We start from the raw sequence: 14,714 nt of genomic DNA, 5'->3' as shown, positions 1-14,714 counted from the left end.
CCCCCTGCTATGCTTTAGCACTTGTATAAAAACGTCATCCAGGGGGACGCAAATGGCACTGTTTATCCTGCGCAGGATCGCGGTCATGATCCTGACGGCGCTCTGCCTGACGTTCATCGTTTTCTTTCTGACCAACCTTTATCCCAACCTTGAAAAGCTGGCCAAAACCCAAGGCAACTTTCGGATGTCGGACGGCGAGGTCGAAAGCTATCTTGCCAAGAACGGCTATCTGCAACCTGTCGGCGTGAAATACGGCCAATGGCTCGGGGTTTTGCCGGGTTATGTGATCGAGGATAGCGCAGGGGTAACGCGCGGGCGCTGTATCGGCCCCGACATAAGCCCGCAGGATGCGCCGCGCCGTTGTGGGGTCTTGCAGGGCGACTGGGGTTATTCCACGGTTTTCAAGAAAGACGTGTTCGAAATCATCGGTGACAAGCTGGCGCTGACCGGCAAGCTCATGTTCTGGGTGATGCTGTTGATGGTGCCCTCGGCGCTTATCCTCGGGGTGCTGGCGGGGATGCGCGAAGGCTCTCGCACCGACCGCGCGCTGTCGACGGTCGCGATCACCACCACGGCCACGCCGGAATATGTGTCGGGCGTGTTGTTCATCGCCGTTTTCGCAAGCACGGCGGTCGGGCTGAAGTGGTTCAAAGGCACCGCCACCAGTGCGATGAATGACGCCACTTTCGAGAATTTCTTTTTGCCGGTTCTCACCATTGCACTTTACGGCATGGGCTATATCGCCCGCATGACCCGCGCCAGCATGGCCGAGGTCATGACCGCACAATATATCCGCACTGCGCGCCTCAAGGGCGTGAATTTCTACAACATCGTGGTCAAACATGCGCTGCGCAACGCGCTTATCGCGCCCTTTACAGTGATCATGCTGCAATTTCCCTGGCTTTTGAACGGGGTGGTGATCGTCGAGACATTGTTCAACTACAAGGGCTTTGGCTGGACCCTGGTTCAGGCGGCCGGGAACAACGATATCGAGCTTTTGCTGGGTGTGTCGGTGATATCGGTGATTGTCGTGCTGGTGACCCAGCTGATTTCCGATATCGGCTATATCTATCTCAACCCGCGCATCAGCGTCAGCTAACGGAGGCAGAAGCCATGGAATCCCTGAGCTGGGGCGAGATTATCCTGCGCATGCTGGGGCAGTTCACGCCGGTCTGGATCGCCCTCGTGGTGACCTTCGCCCTATCGGTCACCTGCAAGCGCCGACTGGGCCTTTATGGCAAGCTGTTCGACAGCCCGATCGGCATGATCGGTTTTGCCATGGTGATGTTCTGGGTCTTTACCGGCGTTTTTGGCGGCGCGTTTGATCTGATCACCACCCATGGGGTGCTGGAACAATCGGCCTCGATGAAGAACAAACCGCCGGGCACGCCATTCAGCAAGCTGATCGGTGCGCCCGACCCGAACGCCTATCCCTATTACCTGTTTGGCGGCGACCACCTTGGCCGGGATGTGTTCAGCCGGATGATCGTAGGCGCCTGGGAGGTGATCAAGATCGCCCCCTTCGCCAGCCTGTTCGCCTTTATGGTCGGGATCACCCTTGGCCTGCCGGCGGGGTATTACGGTGGCAAGCTTGATACGGTGCTGTCGTTTCTGGCCAACCTCATTCTGGCCTTTCCGGTGATCCTGCTGTTTTACCTGCTGGTCACGCCGGAAATCGTGCTGACCGGTATCCCAGTCTATATGGCCGCCGTGCTGTTCGTTTTTCCGATCGTGTTTCTGGTCATCCTGTGGAATTCGCGGTTTCACACCCAGCCGACGCGCCGCAACCTTTATGTCGGCGTGACGCTCGTGATCGGTCTCTGGCTTTATCTCGGGATTGCCTGGAATGCCGATCCGCTTGGGATCATCGGGTTTCCACCCAACCTTTTGGTGGTGTTCGTGGCGGTGGTGTTTGTCAATTCTCCGACGGTGTTTCGCATCGTGCGCGGCCTCACCATGGATATCAAGACCCGCGACTATGTCGCCGCCGCCCAGACCCGTGGCGAAGGGCCGTGGTACATCATGCTCTGGGAAATTCTGCCTAATGCGCGCGGGCCGCTTCTTGTCGATTTCTGCCTGCGCATCGGCTATACCACGATCCTTTTGGGCACCTTGGGTTTTTTCGGTCTCGGCCTCAGCCCCGAAAGCCCCGATTGGGGCAGCACGATCAACGAGGGGCGCAAGCTTCTCACGATGTATCTGCACCCGGCCCTGCCCCCCGCCTTTGCACTGCTGAGCCTGGTTCTGGGGTTGAACCTCTTGGCGGATGGCTTGCGCGAGGAAAGCCTGCGAGACTGAGCGGTGAGGGATCACCACCGGGGGCCGGCCCCCGGACCCCGGAGTATTTCGGGAAAGATGAAAGAGGGCAAAATCGCCCCGCTGAAATGGGAGATCAGAATGGCAAAGGACGCATATGACGGACCGATCCTTGAGATCAGCAACCTGTCGATTTCCTTTTTCACGCGGCTGCGCGAAATCCCGGCCGTGATGGATTTTTCCGTGAGCGTTCAGCCCGGCGAGGCGGTCGGCCTTGTCGGGGAATCCGGCTGTGGCAAGTCCACCGTAGCGCTTGGCGTAATGCAGGATCTGGGCGTCAATGGCAGGGTTGTCAGCGGCTCTGTCCGCTTCAAGGGGCGCGACCTTGCCGAGATGAGCGCCGAAGATCTGCGCGATATCCGCGGCAATGAAATCGCGATGATCTATCAGGAGCCGATGGCAAGCCTGAACCCGGCCATGCGGATCGGCAAACAACTTATCGAAGTGCCGATGATCCACGAGGGGATTTCAGAAAGCGACGCCTGGGCGCGCGCGCTGGATGTGGTGAATGACGTCAAGTTGCCCGACCCCGAGCGCATTCTTAAATCCTATCCCCATCAGTTGTCGGGCGGGCAACAACAGCGCATCGTGATCGCTATGGCGCTTATGTCCAAGCCATCGCTCTTGATTCTCGACGAACCGACCACCGCCCTTGATGTGACCGTCGAGGCGGCGGTTGTCGATCTGGTCAAGGATCTGGGCAAGAAATACGGCACCTCGATGCTGTTCATCAGCCATAACCTTGGGCTTGTCCTTGAAACCTGTGACCGGATTTGCGTGATGTATTCCGGCGAGGCGGTCGAAACCGGAAGCATCAAGGACGTGTTCGACAAGATGCAGCACCCTTATACGCAGGCGCTTTTCCGGTCGATTCCCTTGCCCGGCGCCAACAAGAACAACCGCCCCCTCAAGGCCATTCCCGGCAACTTTCCCCTCCCGCATGAACGGCCGGATGGCTGTAATTTCGGGCCACGTTGTGATTACTTTCAGGCCGGTCAATGCGATGGCACGAGCATTCCGATGGCACCGATTGACGGCGATGATCGGCATTTCACCCGCTGCCTGCGCTACCGCGATATCGACTGGCATGCACCGATTGCGGCCAGCGCCGAGACTGCGGCGACCAATCCCGGCAAGGTGATTCTCAAGGTTGACGCCCTCAAGAAATACTATGAGGTGGCCGCCAACGCCCTGTTTGGCGGAAGCGCCGGAACGCGCGTGGTCAAGGCCAACGAAACCCTGAGCTTTGAGGCGCGGGAATCCGAAACACTGGCCATCGTCGGGGAATCGGGCTGTGGCAAATCAACCTTTGCCAAGGTTTTGATGGGGCTTGAGACCGCGACCGAAGGCGCGATCCTTCTGGACGGCCACAACATCGAGCAGACCTCGATAGAGAGACGCGGCACTCAGACCGTGGCCGATGTGCAGATGGTGTTCCAGAACCCGTTTGACACCCTCAACCCGTCGATGACGGTGGGGCGCCAGATCATGCGCGCGCTGGAGATCTTCGGGGTTGGAAAAACCGAGCAGGAACGGCGCGATGAAATGATGCGCCTGCTTGATCTGGTCAAGCTCCCGCGTGAATTTGGCGACCGCATGCCGCGCCAGCTTTCGGGCGGGCAGAAACAGCGCGTCGGCATCGCCCGCGCCTTTGCCGGCGGCGCGCGGATTGTGGTGGCCGACGAACCGGTTTCGGCACTTGATGTGAGCGTGCAGGCCGCAGTGACCGACCTGTTGATGGAAATCCAGCGCAAGCAGAAAACCACGCTTTTGTTCATTAGCCATGACCTTAGCATCGTGCGCTATCTCAGCGACCGCGTGATGGTGATGTACTTGGGCCATGTGGTGGAACTCGGCACGACAGATCAGGTTTTTGCGCCCCCCTACCACCCCTATACCGAGGCGCTTTTGTCTGCTGTGCCCATCGCCGATACCAGCATCGAGAAAAAGCATATCGTGCTTGAGGGCGACGTGCCCTCGGCTATGAACCCGCCGCCCGGCTGTCCGTTTCAGACCCGCTGCCGCTGGAAATCCGAGGTTCCCGACGGGCTTTGCGAAAAACAGGTGCCGCCCCTGCGCGATCTCGCGCCGGGCCATCAGATCAAGTGCCATCTCGCGCAAGAGAAGCTTGAGCAGATGGAAGCCGTGATCAAGGTCGCCGCCGAATAGGCCATGACCGCGCCCGACTTATTGCGAGGCGATCATCTCTGCCTGTTTCACAATCACCTCGGCCTGCTTGATACTGGCGATGTCCACAAGGCGGCCCTTATAGGTCGTGGCCCCCTCGCCGCGCGCCTTTGCCTCTTCCATCGCCTGAAGGATCTCACGTGCCTCGTTCACGGCCTCATCCGAGGGTGTGAAAACCTCATTGGACAGCGCGATTTGCTTGGGGTGGATCGCCCATTTTCCGACCATCCCAAGGGTGGCCGACCGGCGCGCCTGCGCCCGGAACCCTTCGTCATCACTAAAGTCGCCAAACGGCCCGTCTACCGGCAAAATTCCGTGGGTGCGACAGGCCGCGACGATTGCCGTCTGCGCCCAATGCCAGGGATCTGACCAGTGCCGCTGGCCCTCGTGCAGCATGTAATAGTTTTCCTGCGTGCCGCCAATGCCGGTGGTCGACATGCCCATCGACGCCGCGAAATCAGCGGCACCAAGGCTTATCGCCTGAAGGCGGGGGCTCGCGGCGGCAATTTCCTCGACATGGGAAATGCCGGCAGCGGATTCGATGATCACCTCAAAGCTGATCGGCTTTTTGCGGCCTTTGGCGGCCTCGATCGAGGTCACAAGCGCATCAACAGCATAGATATCCGCCGCACAGCCCACCTTGGGAATCATGATCTGATCAAGCCGGTCGCTCGCCTGTTCCAGAAGATCGACCACATCGCGATACCAGAATGGCGAATCCAGCCCGTTGATCCGCACGCTCAGGTACTTTTTGCCCCAATCCACCGTGTTGATCGCCTCGATGGTATTCTGGCGCGCGACATCCTTGTCACTGGGGGCAACAGAGTCTTCAAGGTCGATATTGATCACATCCGCCGCACTGGCCGCCATCTTTTCGAACAACCTGGTATTGGAACCGGGGCCGAACAGCTGACAGCGATTGGGGCGGGCGGGGGCGGGGGGTTGCAAGCGAAAGCTCATGTCGGGCGGCTCCGTGATTAAGGAAGTTGCGTATTTCTCGCGCCATTGGGTATGAAATTGCGCGCCCGGTCGCAAGCTGCTTTTCACTTGCCATAAAAACCGGTTGGCCAATCGGTATGCGTAGAAAATTCGCTGTAATTTCCTTTTTATCGAAGAAACATGTGCAAATTCTCGCTTTAGCAGAAATTTCGCTAGATAATCGTGCCCGTTTCATAGGAAGTTGCCACCACCACTTGCTCTCGAAAGGACGCGCCATGATCAACACCCCCTATCTTTTGTTCCTCGGCGATGTGCCTGACATGCTTGCCGCCAAGGTGGCCATCGGCATTCGTGACTGGCGGCCCGAAAACGCCGTGGGACAATTTCGCCTGCCGGGCTGTGGTGCCGATCTTGGGCTGGCCGACATGACCCTGGCCGAGGCCAGGGCGGCGGGCGCACAAACCCTGGTGATTGGCGTCGCCAACCGGGGCGGGGTCATCAGCAAGGAATGGAAAAAGGTGCTGGTCGCTGCCCTCGAAGAGGGGTTTGATCTGGCCTCCGGACTGCACAACCTGCTGCGGGACGAGCCCGACCTGCGCGCCGTCGCCGAGGCGACCGGCCGCGCGCTGCATGACGTGCGGGTGCCATCGCTCAGCTATCCAATTGCCGATGGCAAGAAACGCCGCGGCAAACGCTGTCTTCCCGTCGGCACCGATTGCTCAGTCGGCAAGATGTACACCGCCATGGCCATGGAGCGTGACATGATCGCGCGCGGTCTGAAGGCCACGTTTCGCCCGACCGGGCAAACCGGCATTCTGATCACCGGCGACGGCGTGCCTCTTGATGCCGTGGTTGCCGATTTCATGGCCGGCTCGGTGGAATGGCTAACGCCGGACAATGACGATGATCACTGGGATCTGATCGAGGGGCAAGGTAGCCTGTTTCACGTCTCGTTCTCGGGGGTGACCATGGCGCTTATTCATGGCGGACAACCCGACGCCCTTATTCTGTGCCATGAACCCACCCGCACCCATATGCGCGGCCTGCCGGATTACGCCTTGCCCTCGCTTGAGGCGCTGCGCGACATGGCGTTGCCGATTGCACGCGTGGCCAATCCTGCCTGTGAGGTGGTTGGCATATCGGTCAACACCCAGCATATGAGTGAAGAAGCCGCGCTTGCCTATCTGGCCAAGGTAGAGACTGAAATGGGCCTTCCGGCCACAGACCCCTATCGCTTTGGCGCGGGCAAGCTTGTGGATGCGCTGGCGGGTCTCTGATAGGTCTAGGCCTGATTGCAGGTCGAGGATTTTGAGTATTTTTGGAATGGTGAAAGGGCTGAGCCATGCAGATTGACGTGACCCGCGACGTGTTCAAACTTGCGCAGGTTTTTACCATCAGCCGGGGATCGCGGACCGAGGCGCAGGTTTTGACCGTGCGCGTCACCGAGGGCGGCGTGACCGGTTGGGGCGAATGTGTGCCCTATGCGCGTTACGGCGAAACTCTTGACAGCGTCACCGCCGAGATCACGGGCCTGCCCGATCAGCTGACACGCGCGGCGCTTTATGATCTGTTGCCCGCCGGGGCGGCCCGCAACGCGGTCGATTGCGCGCTTTGGGATCTTGAGGCCAAGCAAAGCGGGCAACGCGTCTGGCAACTGGCAGGCGTGGCGCAACCAGGGCCGGAAATCACGGCCTATACCCTGTCGCTTGATGCCCCCGAAAAAATGCAGGCGCAGGCCGAACAAAATGCCCATCGTCCGATCCTGAAAATCAAACTTGGCACACCCGACGACATGCCCCGCCTTGAGGCCGTGCGCCGTGGCGCGCCAGAGGCGAAGATCATCATCGACGCCAATGAGGGCTGGAGCGCCGAAGTCTATGCGGATCTTGCGCCCCATCTTCTGCGCCTTGGGGTGGCATTGGTGGAACAGCCCCTGCCCTCGGGCGAGGACGACGTGCTAATCGGGATGGAGCGCCCGGTGCCGGTCTGCGCCGACGAATCCTGTCATGATCGCGCCAGCCTTGCCGGTTTGAAGGGCAAATACGATGTAGTGAACATCAAGCTCGACAAAACCGGCGGCCTGACCGAGGCGCTTGCCCTGCGCGACGCAGCGCTTGCGCAAGGGTATCAGGTGATGGTTGGCTGTATGGTCGGATCAAGCCTTGCCATGGCGCCTGCGACGCTTGTCGCGCAAGGCGCGTTGGTGACAGACCTTGACGGCCCGCTCCTTCTGGCCGAAGACCGTGAGAACGCTTTGACATTTGATGCCGCCGGGGTGCACCCGCCCGGGCCCGAGCTTTGGGGATAACACCATGCGCACTGTTTATGTGAACGGCCAATACCTGCCTGAGACCGAAGCGAGTGTTTCGATCTTTGATCGCGGTTTTCTTATGGCGGACGGGGTTTATGAGGTGACCAGCGTTCTGGGCGGCAAGTTGATTGATTTTGGCGGCCATCAGGCACGGCTTGAACGCTCGCTGACCGAGCTGGACATGAAAAAACCTGTCGCCTTTGATGACCTGCTTGAAATCCATCGCGAATTGGTGCGCGTCAACGAGATCGAAGATGGGTTGATCTATCTCCAGGTCACCCGCGGCAGCGATGGCGACCGCGACTTTGTCTTTCCCGATCCCGACACCACCGAACCGACGCTTGTGCTGTTCACCCAGTCCAAACCCGGCATGGCCAAGACTCCGGTGGCCAAAACCGGGCTTCGGATCGTGTCGATCGAGGATATCCGCTGGGGTCGGCGCGACATCAAGACGGTACAACTTCTTTATCCGTCGATGGGCAAGATGATGGCGAAAAAGGCCGGCTGCGATGATGCCTGGATGGTCGAGGACGGCTTTGTCACCGAAGGCACCAGCAACAACGCCTATATCGTCAAGGGCAACAAGATCATCACCCGCGCCCTGTCGAGCGATATCCTGCATGGCATCACCCGCGCCGCCGTGCTGCGCTTTGCCCGCGAGGCGCAAATGGAGGTTGAGGAACGCAACTTTACCATCGAAGAGGCAAAATCGGCGGATGAGGCCTTTGTCACCTCGGCAAGCGCCTTTGTGATGCCGGTGGTGGAAATCGACGGCGCAGCAATTGGCGATGGCACACCGGGGCAACGCGCCCCACGCTTGCGCGAGATCTACCTTGAGGAAAGCCTGAAGGCGGCAATCTAGGCAACCTTTGCATTTTCGCACAGAAGATGGGCAAAGAACGAGAATTGAGCACTTGCCGCGCAATGGCTAGATTGGGGCACCCAGAGAAAGGCCCCTGATCATGCCCCCCGTTCACCCCCAGACCCGGATCGGTCATGTCCACCTGAAGGTGGCCGATCTTGACCGCGCCATCGCCTTTTATCAGGGCGTGCTTGGTTTCGAGCTTCAGCAGAAATACGGCACACGAGCGGCGTTTTTGTCGGCGGGTGGCTATCACCATCACCTTGGCCTCAACACTTGGGAAAGCCTTGGCGGCACACCCGCGCCCAAGGGTCACACCGGGCTATACCATACCGCGTTTCTCTACCCGGACCGCGCGCAATTAGCCGATGCCCTGCGTCGCGTGGTGCATGCAGGTATCGCGATTGAGGGCGCCGCCGATCATGGGGTGAGTGAGGCGATTTATGTCTCTGACCCTGACGGCAACGGTGTCGAACTTTACCGCGATCGCCCCGAAGAAGAATGGCCGCGCGACGCAAACGGCGACGTTGCCATGGTCAACGACCCCATCGACCTTGAGGCGCTTTTGGCCTGCGCACCGCCAGACCCCTAAAAGTGCTGCGGCTGAGAGGAAGAGCTCCGAAGACCATGACGGCGACGTCGCCATTGCGCTCTAAATCTGACTTGAACGGATAGCGCGTTGCGTTTAAACGGGCGGTTGCGTCGCCTCAATAGCTCAGCTGGTAGAGCAGGTCCTTCGTAAGGACAAGGTCGGGGGTTCGAGTCCCTCTTGAGGCACCAAAAATAACGTCATAAGTATTTGATTTTACTGACGTTTACTCTTCTTTATTGTGCTCCTGTATCCACGCCCGTATACACAATGGAGAGTGGGGTTATGCGGAGTTTCAGCGTGAAGCACGTCAAGACTGACAATCGAAATGGTCACTACATTTACCGCAGGCGCGTCCCAAAGGCGTTATTGGCGTCGATAGGTAAGACGGAATTTGTCTCGACACTTGGTCGCACCGAGGGTGAGGCGCTTGTTGCCTATGGCCCCTACCACGAGCGCATAGAACACATTCTGGCACTGGCGAAGAACGGCGTGACGGGTCTATCGCCCACCGAGCAACGCGAGCGGCTGAAGGCAATGCTGGAAGGTTGGGGCGCTGACCCTCACGGACCCGGACCCAACCTAAATGAGCAGACTTGGAGGGAAGAGGCGGCTGCAAAGCTGGTTGATCGCTATCAAAACCCAGACACCGGGAGATATGAAGGTGTCCCCGAGAAAGAAGCGGCGATGGCCTCAGCCCTCCTTGGGGGCGTGTCAAAGGAAACCCCAGAGCCAACCATCACGGACGCTTTTAAGTTCTATCTGACCGAAAACGTGAAGAGCTTGCCTGAGCAGCGCAAAAAGCAAGAGCAGCGGTTAGACCGTGCGAAGCGCCACCTGATAGCAGCCGTAGGTTCGGACAAGTTTATATCCAAACTGACCCGTGAGGACGCCCGAAAGTGGCGGGGCATTCGGATGGCGGGTGGCGTTACCGTATCGACAATTAAACGGGAGAAGAATGACATCAGCGCCGTGATTGGGGTGGCTCAGAGTGAATTGGACGCGGGCGGGGTTAATCCATTCCTGAAGCTCAAATTCCAGAAAACAACCGTGAGCCGCCAAGATGAGCGCGAGGCGTTGCCAGCCCATGTAATTGAAGGGGTCTATGATGCCCTGAGCAAGAAGCGTCCTGACCTTTTGCCGATCTGGACTTTGTTAGACTTCACAGGGGCTAGGCCCAGCGAGATCAGGCAATTGCAGGTCGGTGAAATTATCCTCGATCACCCTGTACCTCACATTGTGATAAACGAACGCAATGACCGAACACTCAAAACCTCATGGTCTAACCGACAGGTGCCCCTTGTGGGTGCGGCCCTAAAGGCGGCTGTGCAAGCGGTGAAGGGTGTCAATGATCAAGCGGCCCCCGCGTTCCCCCGTTTCTATGGGGAGGGTGGAATGGATCGCCTGTCACAGGCCCTCAAGGGGCGCATTAGGGCGCTGACCAAAAACAAGCGCCACGTCCCCTATAGCCTGCGCCACAACATGAAGGACAGAATGCGGGCTGCGGAAATTTTCCCGGACACCCAAAAGGCTATCCAAGGTCATGCCCTAGGGCGTGGTGAAGATGCGTCTTATGGTGGTCCCGTTTCGCTGGAGCAGAAGCGTGATGCACTGGTAAAGGCGCTGGGGGAGCATAGGGAAAGCCGCCAAGCGGGTCGGGAATAGGCCGCGCCAGCGGCGGTCCTTCAAAGCCGTCAAAGGGATGAGGGGGCGATGTACGGCAAGAGCGAGGCCAGCCTGCCGGGACTTGCGTGGGAAATGCATAAGATCACGTCGTTTCTGTGATCAACAAGGCGGAAAGCAGAAGTTCGTTGCAAGCGCGAAGATCCAGAAAGTTCAGGCCAAAACCGTCATTCAAACGTTTATGCTAGGCTGAGTTCGATCAAAGATTGGCTAGCAGCATTCAAAAAGGCAAGTTTTAACCGACCAATTCTTCCCCCGACAGCGTGGGACGTCGTACTAAGTGTTGATGTTGCGCACTTCCGGCAAAGGATCATTGCTGAGCTGCGCTTCTATCTCCTCCAGCAGGTAATCTTGCTTTCTCAGCAGCGATGTTAACCTGTGGATACGTTTTCTAACGAGGGGCAAATCGGCAAGTGAAGGAACTTCAAGGCGTCCCTGATCGTAACGATACTCCTCCATCAAGGCAGGAAGCGCAGCCACAATTCGCTGTTGGTTGGCGGGGCTCAGGCGTTCAGTCGCAACAAGATCGCACATAAGATGGAGTGCGCTGCTTAAACCGGGTTGTGTGCGCTGTTCGATGGCGTGCATCAAGAGCTCAACAATTGCCCCGCTATTCTCGGTCTCGAAAGCTTCATCTTGGGTGTATTGCATCATCGCGACATACGCTGGATAGACGCGTTCTGGGTCTCGGCTGGCCAGCGCTAGTCGCACGAGCGATAGTGCAAAACTCGCATGTTCAGGAAAAAGGCGCTCGATTTGGTACGCAACCGCTACCAGTTGCGGCAACCGTTGGTAGCTTTCATTCGCAGTAAGACGCGATTCAATGTCTCTGTCCGCGATTGTTTGAGGGTCAAACATTGGCAGAAGCGTCCGCGCCAGAACTTCGCCGATCTCACGCGCTGTAATTCGATTGAGGCCTGTATCGCCAGACATTGCTATGTCGAAATCGGACCGCCCTTCCATGCTGGGCGGGACCCAGTCAAGACATACAGAGATACAGGACGCTAGCGTTGCTTCGTCTAACAGATAACCTCCAACCTTGAGACCAATTCTCAGGTTCATCAACAGATCATGGCTGACGCTGCCTTCGGAAACAGCTTTTAAGATATTCGTGCGGAACACTTCTGATGCATGTTCATGGCCGGGAAGTTCAAGAAATAGCCATGGATGCAAATCAGTCTCGGATGGCCATCCGCTCTCCCCCTTTCTCTTCCAAATTGCGTCCTGAAGAGCTTGCGACTGAAGATTAGAGAGTTTTCCTGCCTTAAACAATAAATGAAGACGCCGAATTGCGCGTCCACGGTCCAGCTTTTGCCCGTTTTCTACATGTGAAATTAGTTCGTCTATGCGAAGCGAAGTAGCAGTTGATATTTCAAGATCACTGGCATTTTGATCAGAGAAAGCATCGATTGGCTCTGGCCAGTCACGTTCTGTTGCTACTGCACCACCCTCGCCTGGAGTTTTAAGACCAATTGCTGCTAGCAAAGCACTGCTTTTTTCGGCTAAAGCCATCGCCTCAACAGCCGCTTCCATAACAGCGTTGCTGGCAGCATAGCCACCCCACCAGATGGCCGGTTTTTCAAACAATGAGATGGCCCAAAGAAATAATTCCAACGCCTTCTTAGATGGCGCTCGGATAACAATCCTTGCCATTACCTCCAAAAGGAAGGCGAGATGATTGTTCCCGTTTTGGGTGTCGTTCAATGCTCGCAAACGATCCACACGTTTCTGAATACCCTCAAGCAACTGCTCGACAGCTTCTGTACTTAGCTGCGCGACCTTCGTGCGCGGCAACGCCCAATCGAGTATCTTTTTGTCCGCTCCACGATAGCGAGCCAAAAATGCCATCAAGTCATCTTCGTCGGGATTTGTGATAGCCCGATAAGCCGTTTCGACACGGGTAGAAAACACGTCAAAGTTCGAAATGGTCTCAGGTGCGCCTGTGCGCTCGATAAGCTCAAGTAAACCATAAAAGGGACATTCATCGTCGCCACCAAGGCGAGTTGAACCGCCATGCCGATAGCTGCCAGGTTTGAATGAAAGCGACCACGGTTCGCTGTCCTTCCTGTTACGGTCAATCCGCTTAGTGGTCAGATTGTCATAGCGAGAAATCGTGTCCCATGGGTCTGCTTTTGCACCAAGGAAACGCATGCGCGTTTCGTCAGTCTCATCTTCAGGGTAACTGAAAGGATCGTCAGTCAGCGCCGACTTAGAACAACGATGGTAAAACGCTGCCCAACCCTCCAGTGAAATAAGCCACGCAGATTTTGGATCAGATACTTGCTTTTGTCTGATACGTAATAGCGCAGCCTGATAAAGTTCGGCGGCCTCGCGGTGGTGATACAGCGTAGCCAAGAGACCGGCGCGTCGCATCATCCAAATTGGTTCTTCGGATTTAAGGCTAGTGGCGGATGTCAGGATTGCAGCATCATCCCATTTCAGAAGGGCTCGCTGACCAGCTTCGTATGCATACGCAAGTCGACCCTCTTCGCTGGAGATTGCCTGCAAACGTTCCATCCACACAGACCACTTACCCCAATCCTGAAATCTACGCCATTCCGTCGCACAGGCCACGCATAAGGCGATGCGCTCAGGTGATGAGAGATTTGAATGTTCAGCATCGTAATGTTGGTCTGCTTCTTCAAGGTCTTTCTGGAAAATCCAGATACAGGCCGTTCGATGTCGCCAAATTTTTTCCGCCGCAAATCTCAAGTGTGCTTCAGGCGTTTCAGGACCTTTTTTCAACGTCGGCAAGCTGTAGGTAAGTGAATTCGTTTGTCGAACTGGACCTACGATCCAACCAGGGTAAGACAAGCGATCTCCGGCCCATGTCTCCGCGACTTCTTTTCTGCTCGCCTTCTCGTGATCTGGTGCGTTCGGAGGCGCTGAAAAACGATCCGGCGACTTCACCCAATCAAATGGGGACGGCGGTTTGGCAAAGTTTAAAGCTTCGAAAAAAATCTCAAGTGCTCGCTCGTGCTTTTCGCTGCTGTGGACATCTTTGACCAATGGCCCCAAATCAATAGGTGTCACGTTTCGTGCTTCGAGAAGGGCTCTAGCTGGTGGCGTGAGGTTCAATGACCCAACTAGCCTAATCCGACGTGTCGACGCTCCCAAGGTATCGCGAGCCCAGCCGCTCCAAGCAAGAAAGTTTGGGTCAACACCTGAAAAGCCGATGAGGCAGAGTTCATGTTCAAGCATCACCTGCTGTGCAAGATTTACGAACGGAGCAAAATTTGCTGGATACGTACGGAATTCGTCCTCAGTGAAGATAAACGGCTTATGTGAAGGCAAGGACCCGTGAAGCTTGATGATGCGTGGAGCCGCTTGGTGCGCTATATCCTGCACAGTCCTGACGCAGCTATAAACACGATCAGGTGTTTCCGGCGTCGTTCGTTCAAGCAGTGTATCCCAGTTGGTCGTCAACACGTCCTGCCACGGAAATTCCAGTAGCCGTTTATGCAAGGGACCGGGCGACCAGCGCTCGTCCGGCACAAGCTCACGGATCAACCGATCTAAACCATCCTCTCCATGAAGGGTTTGATATTCCTGAGCCAAGCGCAAAGCATCAGGTCATAACCCGAACTGTAACCCAGCGCGATCTCCATACGCGCCTTGAAATCGCCCCAAAGGGGTGGGGCGGGTGCTGTCGGTTCACGTAGACAGGCTCTACTAAAACCCGAGCCGACCATAACAGCCGCCTGATTTTCCCAGAGAGCCCTGGCGAAACTTTCAAATGCTGGAAAATCTGGAAGTTTATCGAAACCTTCAGGCCAGTTGCCGTTTGAAATGGAAATCAATGTCTTTCCTCAATTAGATGCTTTAGC

Annotated in this window: 11 protein-coding genes and 1 tRNA gene; 9 read left to right on the top strand and 3 right to left on the bottom strand. The window is 56.9% G+C overall.

What is annotated here, in order from left to right; all coding sequences use genetic code 11:
- The first annotated feature begins 52 nt into the window (after positions 1-52).
- From BMZ91_RS02790 to BMZ91_RS02780, 3 genes are all read left to right on the top strand, one after another.
- A complete protein-coding gene (locus BMZ91_RS02790) occupies positions 53-1,099 on the top strand; it encodes an ABC transporter permease (protein WP_092834046.1) in 1,047 nt (348 codons plus the stop codon).
- Between the two features lie 14 nt (positions 1,100-1,113).
- A complete protein-coding gene (locus BMZ91_RS02785) occupies positions 1,114-2,298 on the top strand; it encodes an ABC transporter permease (RefSeq protein ID WP_092834044.1) in 1,185 nt (394 codons plus the stop codon).
- A gap of 99 nt (positions 2,299-2,397) precedes the next feature.
- Entirely contained in the window at positions 2,398-4,485 is a 2,088-nt protein-coding gene (locus tag BMZ91_RS02780; RefSeq protein WP_092834155.1) for a dipeptide ABC transporter ATP-binding protein, read from the top strand.
- Positions 4,486-4,503: 18 nt separating this feature from the next.
- Here BMZ91_RS02780 and BMZ91_RS02775 read toward each other — a convergent pair whose 3' ends face one another.
- A complete protein-coding gene (locus BMZ91_RS02775; RefSeq protein WP_092834153.1) occupies positions 4,504-5,463 on the bottom strand; it encodes an L-malyl-CoA/beta-methylmalyl-CoA lyase in 960 nt (319 codons plus the stop codon).
- A 254-nt stretch (positions 5,464-5,717) separates the two neighbouring features.
- On the opposite strand from BMZ91_RS02775, the gene dgcN reads away from it, so the two are divergent.
- The 6 genes from dgcN to BMZ91_RS02745 all read left to right on the top strand — a co-directional run bounded on the left by dgcN (position 5,718) and on the right by BMZ91_RS02745 (position 10,869).
- A complete protein-coding gene (gene dgcN / locus BMZ91_RS02770) occupies positions 5,718-6,719 on the top strand; it encodes an N-acetyltransferase DgcN (protein ID WP_092834042.1) in 1,002 nt (333 codons plus the stop codon).
- A 65-nt stretch (positions 6,720-6,784) separates the two neighbouring features.
- A complete protein-coding gene (gene dgcA, locus BMZ91_RS02765) occupies positions 6,785-7,750 on the top strand; it encodes an N-acetyl-D-Glu racemase DgcA (protein ID WP_092834040.1) in 966 nt (321 codons plus the stop codon).
- Between the two features lie 4 nt (positions 7,751-7,754).
- A complete protein-coding gene (locus BMZ91_RS02760) occupies positions 7,755-8,615 on the top strand; it encodes a D-amino-acid transaminase (protein WP_092834151.1) in 861 nt (286 codons plus the stop codon).
- A gap of 100 nt (positions 8,616-8,715) precedes the next feature.
- Positions 8,716-9,207 (top strand): VOC family protein, encoded by a 492-nt coding sequence (locus BMZ91_RS02755; RefSeq protein WP_092834038.1) that lies wholly within the window; start codon positions 8,716-8,718, stop codon positions 9,205-9,207.
- A 112-nt stretch (positions 9,208-9,319) separates the two neighbouring features.
- Positions 9,320-9,395 (top strand) — tRNA-Thr (locus BMZ91_RS02750).
- A 109-nt stretch (positions 9,396-9,504) separates the two neighbouring features.
- Complete coding sequence (locus BMZ91_RS02745; RefSeq protein ID WP_245736187.1) at positions 9,505-10,869, top strand: site-specific integrase; 1,365 nt, start codon at positions 9,505-9,507, stop codon at positions 10,867-10,869.
- A 294-nt stretch (positions 10,870-11,163) separates the two neighbouring features.
- Here the strand turns inward: BMZ91_RS02745 and BMZ91_RS02740 are convergent, their stop codons facing one another.
- The gene (locus BMZ91_RS02740; protein ID WP_177193768.1) at positions 11,164-14,445 is read right to left on the bottom strand and encodes an SIR2 family NAD-dependent protein deacylase; all 3,282 of its coding nucleotides are present in this window, start codon (positions 14,443-14,445) and stop codon (positions 11,164-11,166) included.
- Complete coding sequence (locus BMZ91_RS21020; RefSeq protein WP_143076284.1) at positions 14,403-14,687, bottom strand: hypothetical protein; 285 nt, start codon at positions 14,685-14,687, stop codon at positions 14,403-14,405. The genes BMZ91_RS02740 and BMZ91_RS21020 overlap by 43 nt, the downstream gene beginning before the upstream one ends.
- Between the last annotated feature and the right edge of the window lie 27 nt (positions 14,688-14,714).

The organism is Roseovarius lutimaris, from assembly GCF_900115165.1.
In the GTDB taxonomy this organism is placed as follows: Bacteria; Pseudomonadota; Alphaproteobacteria; order Rhodobacterales; family Rhodobacteraceae; genus Roseovarius; species Roseovarius lutimaris.
This window is presented reverse-complemented; position numbering and strand designations above follow the sequence as displayed.

Bases quoted from the DNA above. Each gene is read 5' to 3' on its own strand.
- dgcN (WP_092834042.1), top strand. From the start codon at position 5,718: ATGATCAACACCCCCTATCTTTTGTTCCTCGGCGATGTGCCTGACATG.
- BMZ91_RS02775 (WP_092834153.1), bottom strand. From the start codon at position 5,463: ATGAGCTTTCGCTTGCAACCCCCCGCCCCCGCCCGCCCCAATCGCTGT.
- BMZ91_RS02790 (WP_092834046.1), top strand. From the start codon at position 53: ATGGCACTGTTTATCCTGCGCAGGATCGCGGTCATGATCCTGACGGCG.
- BMZ91_RS02780 (WP_092834155.1), top strand. From the start codon at position 2,398: ATGGCAAAGGACGCATATGACGGACCGATCCTTGAGATCAGCAACCTG.
- BMZ91_RS02760 (WP_092834151.1), top strand. From the start codon at position 7,755: ATGCGCACTGTTTATGTGAACGGCCAATACCTGCCTGAGACCGAAGCG.
- BMZ91_RS02785 (WP_092834044.1), top strand. From the start codon at position 1,114: ATGGAATCCCTGAGCTGGGGCGAGATTATCCTGCGCATGCTGGGGCAG.
- BMZ91_RS02755 (WP_092834038.1), top strand. From the start codon at position 8,716: ATGCCCCCCGTTCACCCCCAGACCCGGATCGGTCATGTCCACCTGAAG.
- dgcA (WP_092834040.1), top strand. From the start codon at position 6,785: ATGCAGATTGACGTGACCCGCGACGTGTTCAAACTTGCGCAGGTTTTT.